Annotated in this window: 10 protein-coding genes; 1 reads left to right on the top strand and 9 read right to left on the bottom strand. The window is 47.9% G+C overall.

Features of this window, described 5'->3' with window-relative positions:
- Positions 1–68 precede the first annotated feature (68 nt).
- From dapF to DWW10_RS15795, 6 genes are all read right to left on the bottom strand, one after another.
- Positions 69–881, bottom strand: coding sequence for a diaminopimelate epimerase (dapF, locus tag DWW10_RS15825; protein WP_118421802.1), 813 nt, complete (start codon positions 879–881; stop codon positions 69–71).
- Positions 882–1,522: 641 nt separating this feature from the next.
- Positions 1,523–2,293, bottom strand: coding sequence for a glycerophosphodiester phosphodiesterase family protein (locus DWW10_RS15815; protein WP_118421800.1), 771 nt, complete (start codon positions 2,291–2,293; stop codon positions 1,523–1,525).
- A 113-nt stretch (positions 2,294–2,406) separates the two neighbouring features.
- Positions 2,407–3,729: an ABC transporter substrate-binding protein gene (locus DWW10_RS15810; RefSeq protein WP_118421799.1), complete on the bottom strand. Its 1,323-nt coding sequence runs from the start codon at positions 3,727–3,729 to the stop codon at positions 2,407–2,409.
- A gap of 295 nt (positions 3,730–4,024) precedes the next feature.
- Positions 4,025–4,816 (bottom strand): ABC transporter permease, encoded by a 792-nt coding sequence (locus DWW10_RS15805; protein WP_118421798.1) that lies wholly within the window; start codon positions 4,814–4,816, stop codon positions 4,025–4,027.
- Positions 4,813–5,586, bottom strand: coding sequence for an ABC transporter permease (locus tag DWW10_RS15800; protein WP_118421797.1), 774 nt, complete (start codon positions 5,584–5,586; stop codon positions 4,813–4,815). Before DWW10_RS15800 ends, DWW10_RS15805 begins: the two co-directional genes overlap by 4 nt.
- A 16-nt stretch (positions 5,587–5,602) precedes the next feature.
- Complete coding sequence (locus tag DWW10_RS15795; RefSeq protein ID WP_118421796.1) at positions 5,603–7,045, bottom strand: polyamine ABC transporter ATP-binding protein; 1,443 nt, start codon at positions 7,043–7,045, stop codon at positions 5,603–5,605.
- 241 nt (positions 7,046–7,286) lie between these two features.
- Between DWW10_RS15795 and DWW10_RS15790 the strand changes: the two genes are divergently transcribed.
- Positions 7,287–8,834 (top strand): ATP-binding protein, encoded by a 1,548-nt coding sequence (locus DWW10_RS15790; RefSeq protein ID WP_118421869.1) that lies wholly within the window; start codon positions 7,287–7,289, stop codon positions 8,832–8,834.
- 590 nt (positions 8,835–9,424) lie between these two features.
- On the opposite strand, the gene asnB is transcribed toward DWW10_RS15790, so the two are convergent.
- The 3 genes from asnB to gltB form a co-directional block, all read right to left on the bottom strand.
- Positions 9,425–11,164 (bottom strand): asparagine synthase B, encoded by a 1,740-nt coding sequence (asnB, locus tag DWW10_RS15785; protein ID WP_118421795.1) that lies wholly within the window; start codon positions 11,162–11,164, stop codon positions 9,425–9,427.
- A gap of 19 nt (positions 11,165–11,183) precedes the next feature.
- Positions 11,184–12,524, bottom strand: a complete 1,341-nt coding sequence (locus DWW10_RS15780) for a glutamate synthase subunit beta (RefSeq protein WP_022393569.1) — start codon at positions 12,522–12,524, stop codon at positions 11,184–11,186.
- 138 nt (positions 12,525–12,662) lie between these two features.
- A complete protein-coding gene (gene gltB / locus DWW10_RS15775) occupies positions 12,663–17,237 on the bottom strand; it encodes a glutamate synthase large subunit (protein WP_022393568.1) in 4,575 nt (1,524 codons plus the stop codon).
- Positions 17,238–17,524 lie beyond the last annotated feature (287 nt).

Below are 17,524 nucleotides of genomic sequence, written 5' to 3'. Positions count from 1 at the left end.
TAGGTTAGTGATTAACGTTTAGTGATTACACTGGATGCTGAATAGGGTTAATCACTAATCATTAACCATTAATCACTAATTATCATTTCTCCGTCGAACACCCGGACTGCTCCTCCGGTCATCCATACGTGATCCGTTTTTTCGTCCCATTCGATGGTAAGTGAGCCTCCATCCATGATGATGTCTGTTTTTCTTCCGGATTTTCCGGTCAGTGCGGCAGCTACTGCGGTGGCACAGGCTCCGGTTCCGCAAGCTTGGGTGATGCCCGAACCTCTTTCCCAAACTCTCATCCTGATTTTTCCATGCTCCAGCACCTGGGCAAACTCTACATTGATGCGGTCGGGAAACAGCAGATGATTTTCCAGTTTCGGACCGATGCTTTCGAGGTTGATATCTTTAATATCTTCTACAAAGATTACCAGGTGAGGATTTCCCATTGATAGGGTGGTTCCGGTGAATTTCTGTCCGTTGGCTTCAATGGGTTGTTCTTTCATATTGGCGGGACGTCCCATATCCACGGTTACGGTGTTCACTTTTCCGTCTTCTACATGGAGCTTCAGTATTTTGATGCCCGACAGGGTATCAAGGGTAACGGCTGTTTGGGAAGTCAGACCGTATTCATATAAGTATTTACCGATGCAACGACTGGCGTTGCCGCACATTTTGGCTTCGGAACCATCCGCATTGAAGATGCGCATACTGAAATCTGCCTTGTCCGAACTGCCGATGAGTACCAAGCCGTCGCTTCCAATTCCTGTATGCGGGGCGCTCCATTCAACCGAAAGTTTTTCAGGGCTTTCGATGGGATATTTCAGGGTGTTTACATAAATGTAATCGTTGCCTGCTCCGTGCATCTTAGTGAATTTTATAACTCTTGTCATTTTGTACTCTGTTGGTGGATTAATCTTTCTTTTTGTTTTATCACACTGCAAAGATACGACGTTTTGCTAAATTATTTGTAGAATACATATCTTATTTCTATTATTTTTATTTATTCTTTCAGTCGCTGCAAATATACGGTATTCAAGTTTTAAATTAAAAGTTTGCGGGTGCATATTTGTATAAATTGTTATTTATGGAATTATTTCCGTATATTCATTCCATGTAGATAGTGGCGTAAATACGTGTTTTAAGTGAAAAAATGGAGTTTATGGGGTGAAAATGAAGATTTGTATATGACAGAATGAAATTGTTTCCTTCTTTTTGCTGACTAAATGATCTTTTGTATAATGCCACACTATTACAAGCCAAATGCCACACTTTAGCTTCCGCAATGCCATTCATTTGAGCCATCGAAGTGTGGCGTTTGAATTGTTGAGGTGTGGCATTGGGGGAGTTAAAGTGGGGCATTGGTACAGATTGGGAAAGAAAGGAAGGAAACCAGTTGACGAGTTGACAAGGGAACAAGGGGCTGCGCAATGCTTCTGTGCCGCATAGAACCTTGTCCCCTTGTCAACTTGTTAACTCGTCAACTTTCCCTCAAAACCGAAAATAAAGGAATAAATTTAACTACCGATCTGCATTACTTCTTTTTCAATATCTCCTGCAATAATACCGGTTCGTTGGTGGTAATGAAATCCGTTCCCTGGCTGATGAGCCATTCCATATCTTTGGCATCATTTACTGTCCAGGCGTTAACCTTCATGCCAAGGTCGTGACATTCTTTGATCCACTCGGGATGTTTTTTGAAGACAGAGAAATGATAATCAGGACCGGCACAACCCATGTCTTTCAGTTCCTGCGGATTGAGGTCACCTTCCAGATAATATACGGGAGTACCTTTAGGAGCCAGGCGAATGAATTCTTTGGTCGCATGGCGTGAGAAAGTGATGTATTCGGTACGCTCTTCCAGTCCCATATCCTTAATCATTTTCACAATTTGCTCTACGGCGAGCGTTTCCCGTTCGGGAGTCTTGTGCGCTTTGAGTTCCAGGATAAGGCGGGTTTTCAATCCTTTGGCTTTATTGAGGTATTGCTGAAGGGTAGGGAGGTTCTCACCGTTGTCGAGGGTGATAGAGGTACATTCTTTCTCGGTGGATGTTTCCATGCGGACACCTTTGAATACACCGTCGTGGTCTACGATAAGTTTGTTGTCGGCAGTGAGCCAGACATCGAACTCGGAGCCGTAGCAATGGATGGAGTCAGCTTTCACCAGGGCGGCAATACTATTCTGGGCAGAACCGTCGGTCTTCCAGAAACCACGGTGGGCAATGATTTGGGTGTTTTGGGCTTGTAGGATGCCGCATGCGGCAAGAGACATAGCGGAGGCAAATAAAAGTTTTTTCAGTTTCATAGTTCCTTATTTATAATTCTGTCGCAAGGTACAAAATATGTCTGAAAAGTGATGTTTCATTTATGTTATTAATGCGAATCAAGAGATAAAGGTGTTATCTCCTTTATCTCCTATTACCTGCGTATACGGCGTCTGCGCCTGTGGTGACGTTTCTTCTGCTTATAAATGCTGATCCGTTTCCAGACAATCCACACAAACAGTATCCCGAAGACTGCAAAGATGAGAAGCACGATACCCGTATTCAGGTTATCACCTTTCACGCGGCTCCACATTTCGAGAACAAGCTCTGTGCGGTCACCGAAATCACGGATCATGGCGCAACGCTCCACGACTTTACGGTCAGGGTATTGTATCGGATTGATCTGAACGCTGTCTGCACCTGGACCGAAGAAATAACTGAGGTCGGAGAACTGTTCAAGAGTCGTGTCGATCTTTGCCTCCATAATTTCGGGCGTTGCTACGGCACTGACGTAGCCGATGGCATCCATATTGCGCAGAGCAATATCCGGCTGGCAAAGATAATTGATGAAGTAGCTGGCGGCTTTTACATTGCGGGCATACTTGGGGATGGCCCAGCCATCGTACCAGATGTTGCTGCCTTCACGGGGAACCACATAGTCCAGGTCCACGCCTACAGCTTCCGCTTCCTCAATGGCCCAGACGGCGTCGCCACTCCAGGTAAGGTTGAGCCATGCTTTGTTTTTCGTCATCATTTCTTTGCCGAAGTCGGCTTCCCATCCGGCAATGTTGGGTTTCAGATCTTTCAGGTATTGCTCTGCAAGGGCAATGGCTTCAGGGGAATTGTCGTTCATCAGTTGCTCCACGGTGATGGTGCTGTCGGCAAGTTGCCGGGCATGGGCATAGATGATGGCAGTGCCGTAGGCATCGCGGTAACTGTCTTTCATCAGAATCTTACCACGGTTGGCGGCATCCCAGAGGCATCCCCAGGAGCTGACTTCTTCAAGAGTCTTGAACTTCTTGTTATAGAGTATTCCGGCGGTACCCCACATGTAGGGAACGACGTAATCATTGGTGTGGCGACCGGGCTGGCTGATCTTCTCCAACTCTTTCTGAATATACGGGGAGATGTTGGGGATATAGTCCGGAGTCTTCCCAAAATTGCGGTTGATAGGGAGGAGGAGATCTTTCTTCAACATTCGTTCGATGATGTATTCCGAGGGGCATACAAGGTCGAAATCTTCCTGTCCGCGCTCTATCTTAGTGAGCATGATTTCGTTGATATCGAATACCTGGTAGATGATGCGGATATCTTCGCCTGTCTGCTCTTTGTACCAAGCAGGAAATTCGGCGAGGACTTCTTCGTCAATGTAATCTGCCCAGTTGTAGACTTTCAGTACACGGCTGCGCTTCTCACTGGCACCGGTACAGGAGGCAAGGAGAAGAATGCAGAGAAGGAGGGGTATGTATTTCTTCATTGTTTATAGGGGTTATAATATAGGTAAATGATAATTTAGCGGAGCGAAAATGAAAGACTAAAGTATCTCAAATTCTCCTCCTCTCGGGAATTGCTCTCCCCCGATAACGGGGGAGTAGGAGGGGGTGGAGTACCCGCAGGGGGAGGTGGTAGGTAAAACAATAAAATACCTATGAATAATAAAATTAAGGAATTTCTTTCACCTACCACCCCGCCCTTTGGGCACCCCTCCTCCCAAGAGGAGGGGAATTGAGATAGTCAGAACATAAATAGCTACACCGCTAAATTATTATTTTTCATTCTTTCTTATTTCTTTCTGCTCTCTTATTAATCACAATCAGCAATACTAACACCGTTACAAAAATGATTGTTGACAGTGGGCGCAGTTCAGGAGTCAATCCACCCTTACGTGCGTCCGCATAGATGTATGTCGACAACGTTTCCAATCCTTCATTTCCGATAGTGAAGATCGTTACTGCGAAGTCATCGATGGAAAGCGTGAAAGCGAGGATGAAACCGCTGATCATCCCCGGCAGAATTTCCGGGAAGATGACTTTGCGAAGCGCCTGGAAAGGAGTAGCTCCGAGGTCGAGAGCAGCTTCGTAGACATTGGGATTCATCTTTTTCAGGCGGGGCATCACACTAAGCACCACATAAGGGGTACAAAAAGTGATGTGTGCCAATACCACCGTAGTAAATCCCTGCGAAATGCCAAAGCTGACAAACAGCAGGAACAGGGATACACCCGTAATGATATCCGCATTCATCATTGGAATAGCATTGGTGAAATTCATCACCTGACGTGCCCGGGAGCGCAAGTTAAAGATGCCGATAGCTGCCAGGCTTCCCAACAGGGTAGAGGCTGTGGCGGCAATCGTAGCAATCGCGAATGTGTTCCAGATGGCATTCATCAGCGAGTGGTGCATGCCGCCTGTAAATAGTGAACTGTATAACTTGGTAGAGAATCCTGTCCAGTTACCCAGTACCTTGGCCTCAGTGAAAGAGAAGATCATAATAATCAGGATGGGCGAATAGAGCAGGGCAAGCAGAAACCAAAGATAGCCTTTCGCCAGAATACGTGTCATCATATCACACCTCCGCTTTCATTTTGTGCACTGTCGTCCTCATTGGTAAAGAGGGCGGTGACACCAATCAGCAACAGCATGATGAGCGACAAGGCAGCGCCATAGTTCCACATTCCGTTATATATATTCTCTTGTACGGTAGTACCGAACAGTTTGATGTTGTTCATTGTCAGCAACTCGGCAATGGCAAAGGTGGAAACCGTGGGCATGAAAACCATCACCACACCACTCATGATGCCGGGCATCGAAAGGGGGAGGATCACTTTACCGAATACCTGTACAGGCGTAGCTCCCAGGTCTTGGGCTGCTTCTATCAGACTGTTATCCATCTTCTGCAATGTATTGTAGATAGGGTATATCATGAACGGCAGGAAGTTGTAGACCATACCGAATACCAAAGCTCCTTCGCCCAGCGGCAGGTTGAGGAAATCAAACAATGCCACCGTGGCAAGTGTACGTATCAGGATGTTCACCCACATAGGCAGGATGAACAGTACAACCATGGTCTGGGAAGTGTTGAAGCGCTTCTGACTGAGAATATAAGCAGCCGGATAACCGAGCAGGAGGCATACCAGAGTCGTGATGACAGCTATTCCGATGGAGTAGACGAATGTGTTGATAGATTCGGGATGCATCATGAATTTGCGGAAGTTGGCAAACGTGAATGCGCCTTCAGCATCGGTGAAGGCATAAACCACAATGAGCAACAGAGGCATCACAACGAAGATGATGAGAAACAATGCGTAGGGAACTGTCCAGTTCCGGCGACGCATGAAGAAACGGGATATATTACTGAGCACTTCCTTTCTTATTAGCAGATTCGACAATAGGGATAGAACCGGTGGCCTGTGCCGGCGCAACAATTCGTATATTTTCGGGTGCGATGGTGATGCCGACACGGTCACCGTCGTCCCAGACGTCAGTGGTGTCTACAAAGATATCCTCGTCCCAATCGGTAAACACGGTGAGATGATAATGGTTTCCTTTATAAAGGATAAATTTCACTTCGCCCGTCAGATGACCGTCTTCTTCGTTATCTTCGAGGATGACGTTCCGGAAATCTATTTCTACGAGGACGGAACTGCCCGGTTCGATGTCCTGCACTTCGGCACACTCAAAGGTGTAACCGAGGAATTCGACGTGTGTGGCGTCTATGAGCTTGCCTTCGAAGGTATTACAGGTGCGTTCTTTCTTCATTACGTGAATGTCGAAAGGTTTCACGAGCAGACCGACTTCCCGTCCGGCTTCGAAACTGTGATAGTCCTGCACCATGAATTCGTAGCCCTCGTTAGTCTGTACCATCATTTCGTAATGCACGCCTTTGAAGATGCAGGAGGTGACAGTACCCATCAGTTGGGCAGCGGCAGAAGGTTCGAATATATAGATGTCTTCGGGACGGATGACTACATCGACGGGAGTGTTTTCGCCAAAGCCCTTGTCGACACATTCAAATTCGTGTCCGGCAAAGGATACGGCTTTGTCCTGAAGCATGAGGCCGTTCAGGATGTTACTTTCTCCGATGAAATCGGCAACGAAAGAGTTGATGGGTTCGTTGTAGATGTCTGTCGGCGTACCTATCTGCTGGATGCGGCCTTCGCTCATCACGACGATGGTGTCGCTCAGAGTAAGGGCTTCTTCCTGGTCGTGGGTGACGTAGACGAAGGTGATTCCAAGCTTCTGGTGCATCTCTTTCAACTCCATCTGCATGTCTTTACGCATTTTGAGGTCGAGGGCGGCGAGGGGTTCGTCCAGTAACAGCACTTCGGGTTCGTTGACGATGGCACGGGCAATGGCAACACGTTGTTGCTGTCCGCCGGAGAGGGAGTCGACGTCACGGTCTTCGTAATCCGTCATACCTACCATGCGGAGAGCTTGTTTCACTTTCTTGCCAATGGTGGCTTCGGGCATCTTTTTAAGTTTCAGTCCGAAAGCGATGTTGTTGTACACGTTGAGGTGGGGGAAAAGGGCATACTTCTGAAAGACGGTATTCACCGGACGTTGGTGTGGCGGTGTTTGCGTGATGTCTTTTCCGGCGATGGTGATGATACCTTCCGAGGCGGTCTGGAAACCGGCTATCAGGCGCAACAAAGTAGTCTTGCCGCAGCCGGAGGGGCCCAATATCGTTACAAATTCGCCCTTACGGACAGAGAGGTTTACATCATTCAGTACGGCTTTGTCTCCGAAGTATTTCGATACGTGCTCTACACCGATGATGCAGTCAGACTTTTGCATAAGCGTTATTAAGTGTTTAACCTAAAACTAATAGAACGAATTCTGCCTTTCTAAAAAAAGCGGGTACAAAGGTAGGGAATAAATTGGGAAAATGAAAGTGCTGCCTTCGATTTGCATTATCTTTGAAGAAGATAAGCTGCACCTCGGCATAAAAAATGAACGAGTTCATTTTTTACTGTTCTCGGTTTACATTATCTTTGTAGCATTAATGAATACTATTATAGTAGAAGGAGGCAAGGACATGGGTAACAGAATATATCCTATCGGGATACAAAACTTCGAGAAGATTCGTAAAGAAGGATACGTTTATGTGGATAAAACTGCATTGATGTATAAGTTGGTGAAGAGTGGCAGTTACTATTTCCTTTCCCGCCCCCGCCGTTTTGGGAAGAGCCTGCTGATTTCCACGCTCGAAGCCTATTTTGAGGCGAAACGGGACTTGTTTGAAGGCTTGGCGGTGGAGACTTTGGAAAAAGACTGGGTGAAACGTCCCGTGTTCCATCTGGACTTGAATATCGGGAAATATGATACGCCGGATAGTCTGGACAAAATACTGAATGAAACGCTTGATTACTGGGAGTCACTTTATGGAACGCGTTCTGCCGAAACGACCCTTGCCTTGCGCTTTGCAGGAGTTGTGGGACGGGCCTATGAGCAAAGTGGTGAGCGTGTAGCCATTCTCATCGACGAATATGACAAACCCTTGCTCCAGGCTATCGGCAACGAGGAACTGCAACGCGAATTCCGCAACACTCTGAAACCTTTCTATGGCGTACTGAAAACGATGGACGGCTGCATCAAGTTTGCCTTGCTGACGGGAGTGACCAAGTTCGGTAAAGTCAGTGTGTTCAGTGACCTGAACAATCTGAATGACATCTCCATGGACGAGCCGTTTATTTCTATCTGTGGAATTACTGAAAAGGAGATACATCTTAATTTTGAAGAAGACCTGCACGAATTGGCAGCCGCGCAGAAAATGACGTATCAGGAAGTGTGCAATGAACTGAAAGCGTGCTATGACGGTTATCACTTTACAGAAAACACGGACGGCATCTACAATCCTTTCAGTTTGCTGAATACATTCTTTAAGATGAAATTCGGCAACTATTGGTTTGAAACCGGAACGCCTACTTACCTTGTGGAGTTGCTGAGACGCAATCATTACAATTTGGAGCGCATGGCGCATGAAGAAACGGATGCTGATGTGCTGAACTGTATTTATGGCGACAACGAACCCATACCGGTTATTTTCCAAAGCGGTTATCTCACGATAAAGGGGTATGATAAACGTTTCGGGCTTTACCGTCTCGGTTTTCCGAACCGGGAAGTGGAAGAGGGTTTTATCAGATTTCTGATGCCGTTTTATACCCGTTTCAACCAGTTAGAAGCGCCGTTTGAGATACAAAAATTTGTCCGTGAGATAGAGATGGGCCAACCTAACGCTTTCTTTAAGAGGCTGCAAAGCTTTTTTGCCGACACACCTTATGAATTGGTGAAAGACTTGGAATTACATTACCAAAATGTGCTGTTTATCGTCTTCAAACTGGTGGGTTTCTACACACAGGCGGAGTATCACACTTCGGAAGGGAGGGTGGATCTGGTAGTGAAGACTGCCGATTACATTTACGTCATGGAATTCAAACTGGAAGGTACTGCAGAAGAAGCTTTGCAGCAAATAGAAGAAAAACAGTATGCTCTTCCTTTTGAGGCAGACCCGAGGAAATTATTCAAAATAGGTGTGAACTTCAGTAATAAAACAAGGAATATAGAGAAGTGGGTTATTGAATGACGGATTTGTGTAATTCGCGTTCTTTTATTCCGTTTTGACACTATCTTATGCGGATTGGAGTAGAGAGTCCTTTTATATTTCCTCTTTGTTGTGTGTTAAGTTAACGTAAGTTCCTAATTTCTAATTCTTAAAATTAGAGAAAATGGTATCGGACAAAACAAAATGGAAGAATTAAAAAATAAAAAAAGAAAAGTCGGAAAAAACAACCTAAATACTTGACTTTGCCTTTCGGATGTCGTATTTTTGCAGGGTAGTTGATAATAGAGAATTCATACGACTTATTTTTTAAGATAATAACAGACAAAAAACAAGAAAGGCGGTAATTTCAATGGGAAATTATCGCCTTTCTTGTTGATATTTATTAGATTCGGGCTTAAAAGAGGCTTTTTACGTTTTTAATAAACGTTGAGCACATTCTTTAAAAACGTTCCCGTTATTCTTTAAAAACGAATAACAAGAAGCTTAATAAAGCAGAAAAACGCCTGTTATTTGTCTATATTTGAGACTGTGATAAGAATGCTCAGCATTCTATTGATGGATCTTGCTTGGTAAATTGTTTACACAGTAGGCTCTGCTTGTAACAGGCCTTGTCAGCCCACGTTCCCGGCTGCCTCGTGCACATCTGCCACCGCCCGTCCGCTCGGATCATTTTTCCCTTGCAACGTGGCATCCCAAGCGAGTGCTTCAGCAGTAGAGCAAGCCACGCTCGGCACACTGGGCACGCTTCGGGCAGCCGACTGACTGGGGAAGTGTTCTTCGAAAATGCTACGATAGTAATATTCCTCCTTATTCTGTGGTGGATTGATGGGAAACCGTTCGGCGGCATGTTCCATCTGATGGTCGGTGACGGCGGCAGAAGTAATGGCCTTCAATGTATCAATCCAATTGTAACCGACGCCATCGGAGAATTGCTCTTTTTGTCGCCAGGCAACACTCTGAGGCAGCATATCCTGAAAAGCTTCGCGCACAATGCGCTTCTCCACTTCTTTGCCCGGACACATCTTGACGGCAGGGCTGAGGTTCATTGCCACATCCAGGAACTCTTTATCGAGGAAGGGAACACGACCTTCCACACCCCAGGCAGAAAGGCTCTTGTTCGCACGCAGACAGTCGTACAGGTGCAATTTGGAGAGCTTACGGATCGTTTCTTCGTGGAAAGCCTGCGGTGTGGGGGCTTTGTGGAAGTAGAGATAACCACCGAAAACCTCATCAGCACCTTCGCCACTAAGCACCATTTTGATACCCATAGACTTGATGACACGTGCCAACAGGTACATCGGTGTGGAAGCACGAACAGTGGTAACGTCGTATGTTTCGATAAAGTAGATGACATCACGCAAGGCATCGAGCCCTTCCTGAATGGTATAATTGATTTCATGGTGAACGGTGCCGATGTATTCCGCCACTTCACGGGCTTTAATCAAGTCCGGTGCACCGCGCAGGCCGACGGCGAAGGAGTGAAGTTGAGGCCACCAGGCTTCGCTCTGGTTGTTGGTTTCAATGCGCTTGCGGGCGTATTTCTTGGCAATGGCAGAGATGACGGAAGAGTCGAGGCCACCACTGAGCAGAACACCGTAAGGAACATCGGACATTAACTGGCGTTGCACGGCAGCTTCAAGGGCGAGTTTTATAAGTTGACGAGGGGACGAGTTGACGAGGGGACAAGAGGCTACGCTGTCATCTCCCCTTGTCAACTTGTTCCCTTCTTCCCTTGTCAACTTTTCCACTCCTTCCCAAGTCATCCAGGGGCGTTGATACCAACGATGCATTTTCCCTTCACGTCCCCAGAAATAATGTCCGGGCAGAAAAGGCTCGTAGGTATCACAGAAACCTTCGAGAGCTTTCAGTTCGCTACCGACGTAGATATGTCCCTGGTCGTCACGACCGATATAAAGAGGGATTACCCCGATAGGGTCACGGGCAATCAGATAATCGTCTGCTTCCTCATCGTAAAGGGCAAAGGCGAAGATACCGTTCAATTCTTCGAGGAAATGAATGCCTTTATCCTTATATAATGCGAGGATGACTTCACAGTCCGATCCTGTACGGAAAGCATACTTGCCGGCGTAGCGGGAACGGATTTCCCGATGATTATAGATCTCACCGTTGACAGCAAGGATTTGCTTGCCATCCGGAGAGTACAATGGTTGTCCGCCACTTTCCGGATCGACGATGGAAAGACGTTCGTGAGCCAGGATGGCACTGCCGCCTACATAAATACCACTCCAGTCCGGTCCGCGATGACGGATTTTCTGCGCCATTCGAAGCGCTTTGTTTCTCAATTCCTGGGATTGAGATTTGATATTGAAGATACCTACGATTCCACACATGATGCTTAGTGATTAGGGGTTAGTTACTCAAATACTTGTCTATTCTCTCTGCCACTCTCCGTCCGTCCGCCAGTGCATGCACCACAAGGCTGGCACCACGTGCCGCATCACCTGCTACGAATACATTTTCCGGAAATTCCGGTTGTTCCGGTTTCAGGAAGCCCATGGCCAGAAGTACCATATCGGCGTCTATCACTTCCTTCTTTCCGGTAGGTTTCATGGTAGGGCGTCCTCCATCCTGAGCCGGAATCCATTCCACTTCTTCCACCTCTACACCGCAGACTTTTCCATTCTTGCCAATAAACTGATTGGATGCCAGCGACCAGCGGCGCGTGCAACCTTCTTCGTGACTTGAAGTCGTCTTCAGCACAATGGGCCATTGCGGCCAAGGAGTAGCGTCATTGTGACCTACGGGAGGCTGTGGCATGATTTCAATCTGTGTCACACTCACGGCTCCCTGGCGGATACTCGTACCGATGCAGTCTGATCCTGTATCACCGCCACCGATGACGAGAACCCGTTTGCCTTTGGCATTTACCAGACGGTCTTTGGGGAACGTTTCTCCATCGAGGATATGATTTTGCTGGGACAGCATTTCGAGGGCAAGATAAATACCTTTCAGTTCGCGTCCGGGAATGTTGAGGTCGCGTGCCTGCGGCGTCCCGGTACAGATGCAGTAGGCATCAAAGCCCGCGGGGAGTTTCTGTACATCTACCGTTACGCCCATTTCGAACTTGATACCTTCGGCTTCAAGCACTCCCATCCGGCGGTCGATTACTGCCTTATCAAGTTTAAAATTAGGAATACCATAGCGCAGTAATCCGCCGGGCATGGGTTTGCTGTCAAAAAGAGTCACTTCATAGCCTTTAGCATTCAGCCGGCAGGCAGCGGAGAGTCCCGCAGGACCTGCACCGATGATGGCAACCCGCTTTCCATTACGTTCGGGCTGAATGGGCACGATATACCCTTCGCGAAAAGCCGCTTCGGCAATAGCCGCCTCGTTTTCACGAATGGTGACAGGCTCATCGCACGAAAGCTTCAGTACACATGACTTTTCGCAAAGTGCCGGACAGATGCGTCCGGTAAATTCGGGGAAGTCGTTTGTGGCAGCGAGTACTTCGTATGCTTCGCGCCATTTACCTTTATAAAGTGCATCCTGAAATTCAGGTTGCTTATTGCCCAACGGGCATGCCCAGTGACAGAAGGGTACACCGCAATCCATGCAACGTGATGCCTGGAGTTTACGTTCGTGACTGTTTAAAGTTTGCTCCACCTGACTGAAGTCGGTGATGCGTTCGTGGACAGGACGGTATCCCGCTTCCTGTCGTGGTATGTTTAAGAATGCTTTTGGATCTGCCATTTTTAGATTTATAATTTATGATTTATGTTTAGATTTACGATTTCGGATTTATGATCTCTGCTTAGGCTTACGCTATGGCATGCCCTTATGATACCGTCCGGCAAGTCATAAAATCATAAATCTGAAATCATAAATCTCTTAATAATCTCTCTGCATCTCTGCAATCTTCTGTTGCAGTTTCCGCATTTGCTCTTCTTGCAGTACCTTCTTGTACTCGATGGGGACTATCTGGATAAACTCATCCACATATCGGTTCCAGTCATCAAGCATAGTGCGTGCCAGGTTGGAGCCTGTATAGAGGTAGTGCTGACGGATGAGTTCGTGCAACTCCTTACGATAGGAGGCTTCTTCGATGAGGCTTAGTTCCACCATTTCCATGTTACAGAAATAATCGAAGTTTCCATCCTTATTCCATACATAAGCTACACCACCCGACATACCGGCTGCGAAGTTGCGCCCTGTTGAACCGAGGACTACCACACGACCGCCCGTCATGTACTCGCAACAATGATCGCCTACACCCTCTACTACGGCAATGGCACCGGAATTGCGGACAGCAAAACGTTCGCCTACGCGCCCATTGATGTAAACTTCACCACTGGTTGCGCCATAGAGCAAGGTGTTTCCTGCAATCGTATTCTTCTCGGCCTGGAAGTTAGAGCGTACTGGAGGCAACACGGCAATCCGTCCGCCCGAAAGGCCTTTGCCGAGGTAATCGTTCGCTTCACCTTCCAGCTTGAAGTTGACACCCGGTACAAGGAAGGCACCGAAACTTTGCCCTGCAGAACCCTTGAACTTTACGTTCAACGTATGTTCCGGCAGTCCCGCTTCACCGTACTTCGCGGCAATGGTGCCCGAAAGCATGGCTCCGCAAGCACGATCCGTATTGGCAATCGTATATTCCAGTGAGATTTCTTTCTGGTTTTCCAGAGCTTCGGCAGCGGCATGCAGCATTTCAACGTCTTTTACGTGGTCGATGCCGTGTTGCTGGTCAATGGTGTGTCGGATGGCTGCACCATTATCGACGCGTGCCAGTATTTTGTCGAAACTAATCAGGGATTGCTTGGGTGATTCGTTTTCTGACTTGCGGATAATAAGATCCGTCCGTCCGATGATGTCATCCAGACGTTCCACACCGATTTCGGCGAGATATTCCCGCACTTCCTGCGCCAGGAAAGTGAAGAAGTTTACCAGATATTCGCTGCGTCCGTGGAAGCGCCGGCGAAGTTCCTCGTTCTGCGTTGCCACACCCACAGGGCAGGTGTTCTGATGGCATTTGCGCATCATGACGCAACCCAGTACAATCAAAGCGCTGGTTGCAAAACCGAACTCTTCGGCACCCAGCATCGCCATCAGCACGATGTCACGACCGGTTTTCAGTTGTCCGTCCACTTGCAGCATCACTTGCCCGCGCAGACCGTTCAGTACAAGAGTTTGTTGCGTTTCACTCAATCCCAGTTCAGGAGAGATACCGGCATAGCGGATACTGGAGGCAGGAGAGGCGCCCGTACCACCTTCCGCACCGGAGATGACGATAAGGTCTGCTTTTGCTTTGGCCACTCCGGCGGCAATGGTTCCTACACCGCTTTCGGCTACCAGCTTCACACTGATTTTGGCATGAGGATTTACATTCTTCAGGTCGAAGATCAACTGTGCCAGGTCTTCGATGGAATAAATGTCGTGATGGGGCGGGGGAGAAATCAATGAAATGCCGGGAATGGAATGACGTGTTTTCGCAATCACCTGATCTACTTTAAAGCCCGGCAACTGACCGCCTTCACCCGGTTTGGCCCCTTGTGCCACTTTGATTTGTATTTCATCGGCGTTCACCAGATACTCCGTTGTTACGCCGAAACGTCCCGAAGCTACCTGCTTGATGGCGCTACGCAGACTGGTTCCGTCTTCGCGGGGCGTGAAGCGTGCGCTGTCTTCGCCTCCCTCACCTGTGTTGCTGCGTCCGTGAATCCGGTTCATGGCAATGGCCATTGCCTCATGCGCTTCTTTGCTGATAGACCCGTAACTCATGGCACCCGTCACAAAGCGGTGCATGATGTTTTCTACCGGTTCAACCTTATCTATAGAAATGGGGGCACGGCGGAAATCCAGGAAGTCGCGCAGGAAGATAGGAGCTTCTTTTCTGTCTACAAGACTAGTGAATTCTTTGAACTTCTTATAGCTGCCCAGGCGTGTGGCAAGTTGCAGGGTAGAAATGGTTTCCGGGTTCCAGGCATGTTTTTCTCCGTCTTTACGGAAAGCGTACAAACCGTTGTTGGGGAGTAATCCGTCTACCTGTGCGGCAAAACCTGCATCGTGGAATGCGATTGCATCGCGTGCCACTTCATCCAGCCGGATGCCGCCTATTGTGGATCTCAACCCGCCGAAATAAGCATTGCTGAGCTCTTCACTCAAACCTACGGCTTCGAATATTTTCGCTCCCCGATACGAGCGGATGGTACTGATACCCATCTTACTCATGATCTTGAACAATCCCTTGCAGATGGATTTGATATATTTCTTTTCGGCAGTGGCATAATCCAACTGGATTTCTTTCTTCGCCACCAGCTTGTCGATCACGGCGAATGCCATGTAAGGGTTCAGGGCGCTGGCGCCAAATCCCAGTAACAGGGCTGCGTGCATCACCTCGCGTATTTCACCGCTTTCCACTACCAATGCCGTCTGTACACGTTTTCCTACCGAAATCAGGTGGTGGTGTACTGCGCTTACTGCCAGTAGGGAGGGGATAGCCGCATGAGTGGCATCCACATCACGGTCGCTCAGTACAATGTAGTTCACCCCTTCGCTGACGGACTCTTCCGCTTGCTTGCAAAGTGCTGTGAGTGCTTCCTGCAATCCGGCACGACCCTTTGCTACTTCAAACAGCAAGGGCAGTTTCACCGTTTTGAAACCTTTGTAGCGGATGTTGCAAAGAATATCCAGTTGTGCATTGTTCAGGATGGGATGGTTGAGGCGCACCATCTTACAATGGCTTTCACTGGGTGTCAGGATGTTCATGCCCACGGCGCCGATATATTCCGTCAGTGACATTACCAGTTCCTCGCGTATCGGGTCGATAGGCGGATTGGTGACTTGTGCAAACTGTTGGCGGAAGTAATTGTACAGTAGTTGCGGCTTATCCGAAAGCACGGCAAGCGGTGTATCATTCCCCATTGAGTTGATAGGCTCGGCACCCGTGGTACACATCGGGACGATGAGCCGCTCCACATCTTCCTTGGAATAGCCGAAGGTGCGCAGCATCCTCTCGTAATCGGGCACAGTGTGCGCTACCTTACGGCCGCTTTTCAGCTCATCCAGTTCGATGCGGTTCGTTGCCAGCCAACTGCGGTAAGGCTTGGCTTCGGCCAACTGTTTTTTCAATTCTCCATCGTAGTAGATCTCGCCTTTTTCGGTATCTACCAGTAGTATCTTACCCGGTTGCAGGCGTCCCTTTTCTTTGATGTCTCCCGGTTCGAAATCCATCACGCCCACTTCGCTGGCCACTACCATCATGTCGTTGTGCGTAATCAGATAGCGTGCAGGACGCAATCCGTTACGGTCGAGCATACCGCCTGCAAAACGTCCGTCGCTGAACAGCAAGGCGGCGGGGCCATCCCAGGGTTCCATCAGGATGGAGTGGTATTCATAGAATGCTTTCAGATCTTCACTGATGGGATTCTTTTCATTGAAAGATTCCGGCACCAGCATGGCCATGGCATGCGGCAGACTGAGGCCTGACATAACGAGGAATTCCAAAACATTGTCCAGTGAGGCACTGTCGCTCATCCCCGGCTGAATGATGGGGCGTATCTCCCTGATGTCGCCCAGGACGGGAGAGGAGAGCACACTTTCACGGGCTTCCATCCAACCCCGGTTGCCGCGGATGGTATTGATTTCGCCGTTGTGGGCCAGGATGCGGAACGGCTGTGCCAGTCCCCAGGTAGGGAAGGTGTTGGTGCTGAAGCGGGAGTGCACCAGTGCTATGCCGCTGGTGAAGTAGGGGTTTGTCAGATCGGGGAAGTAGCCTCGCAGTTGCAGTGAAGAGAGCATACCTTTATAGATGATGTTCTTCGTGGATAGGGAGACAACGTAGAAATCTTCGTGCGTGGCAATATCCGATTTGCGTACTTTGTTTTCTATTCTTTTTCTTATGAGATAGAGTTTACGGTCGGCTGTCTCGCTTTCCGTAAATCCGGTGATGAAAATTTGTTTGATATCCGGTTCGTTGGCAAGTGCCGATTCTCCCAGAATTTCGGGACAAGTGGGCACATTGCGCAGGTGCATCAATGTCAATCCTTCTTTTTCAATCTCTTCGATGATAATGCTTAAGATAGCACCCTGGTCTTTCTCATCTTTCGGCAGAAAGAGAAGACCTGTACCGTATTTCCCTTTCTCGGGAACAGGAATACCCTGCAAAAGAATAAACTCATGCGGGATTTGCAGCAGGATGCCGGCACCGTCTCCGGTTTTGTTATCCGCACCTTCGGCGCCCCGGTGACGCATGTTCTCCAACACCTTCAATGCAGACTCCACCAGTTCGTGTGACTTGCCTCCGTGGATGTTCACTAACATACCGACACCACAAGCGTCATGCTCGTTCTCTGCATCATACAAGCCCAACTGCTTGGGCTGTCGTTGATATACAGGATGTTGGCTTTCTTTCCTTCTCTGTTGTTCGGCTTTTCTCTTTGTTTCGTTGTTAAAAAGTTCTTCTTTCATCTTTTTAAGTTTACTTTATTCTGCGGTAATACCTATTATTGCTATCAAAATGTTTGGCAAAAGTATTAATTTAATTTCAAATTGGTATAATAATGCGGGTTTTTGTGACTTGCAAAATGTCTGTTTATTGGATCTGTGTTTTAAATTGAAATAAAATATATGCTTTTGTGTTTTGAATTGAAGTAAAATGCGTGATTTATATTCTGTATTGTAAGTACACCTTTCCCTCGTTCGAGAAATTGCCATATTGCCATAATGCCAAATAGCCAAAAGGGAAGTGCATGACA

The organism is Bacteroides intestinalis, assembly GCF_003464595.1.
Lineage (GTDB): Bacteria > Bacteroidota > Bacteroidia > Bacteroidales > Bacteroidaceae > Bacteroides > Bacteroides intestinalis_A.
Note: the sequence above shows the minus strand (reverse complement) of the source record. Positions and strands in the feature narration are given on the sequence as shown.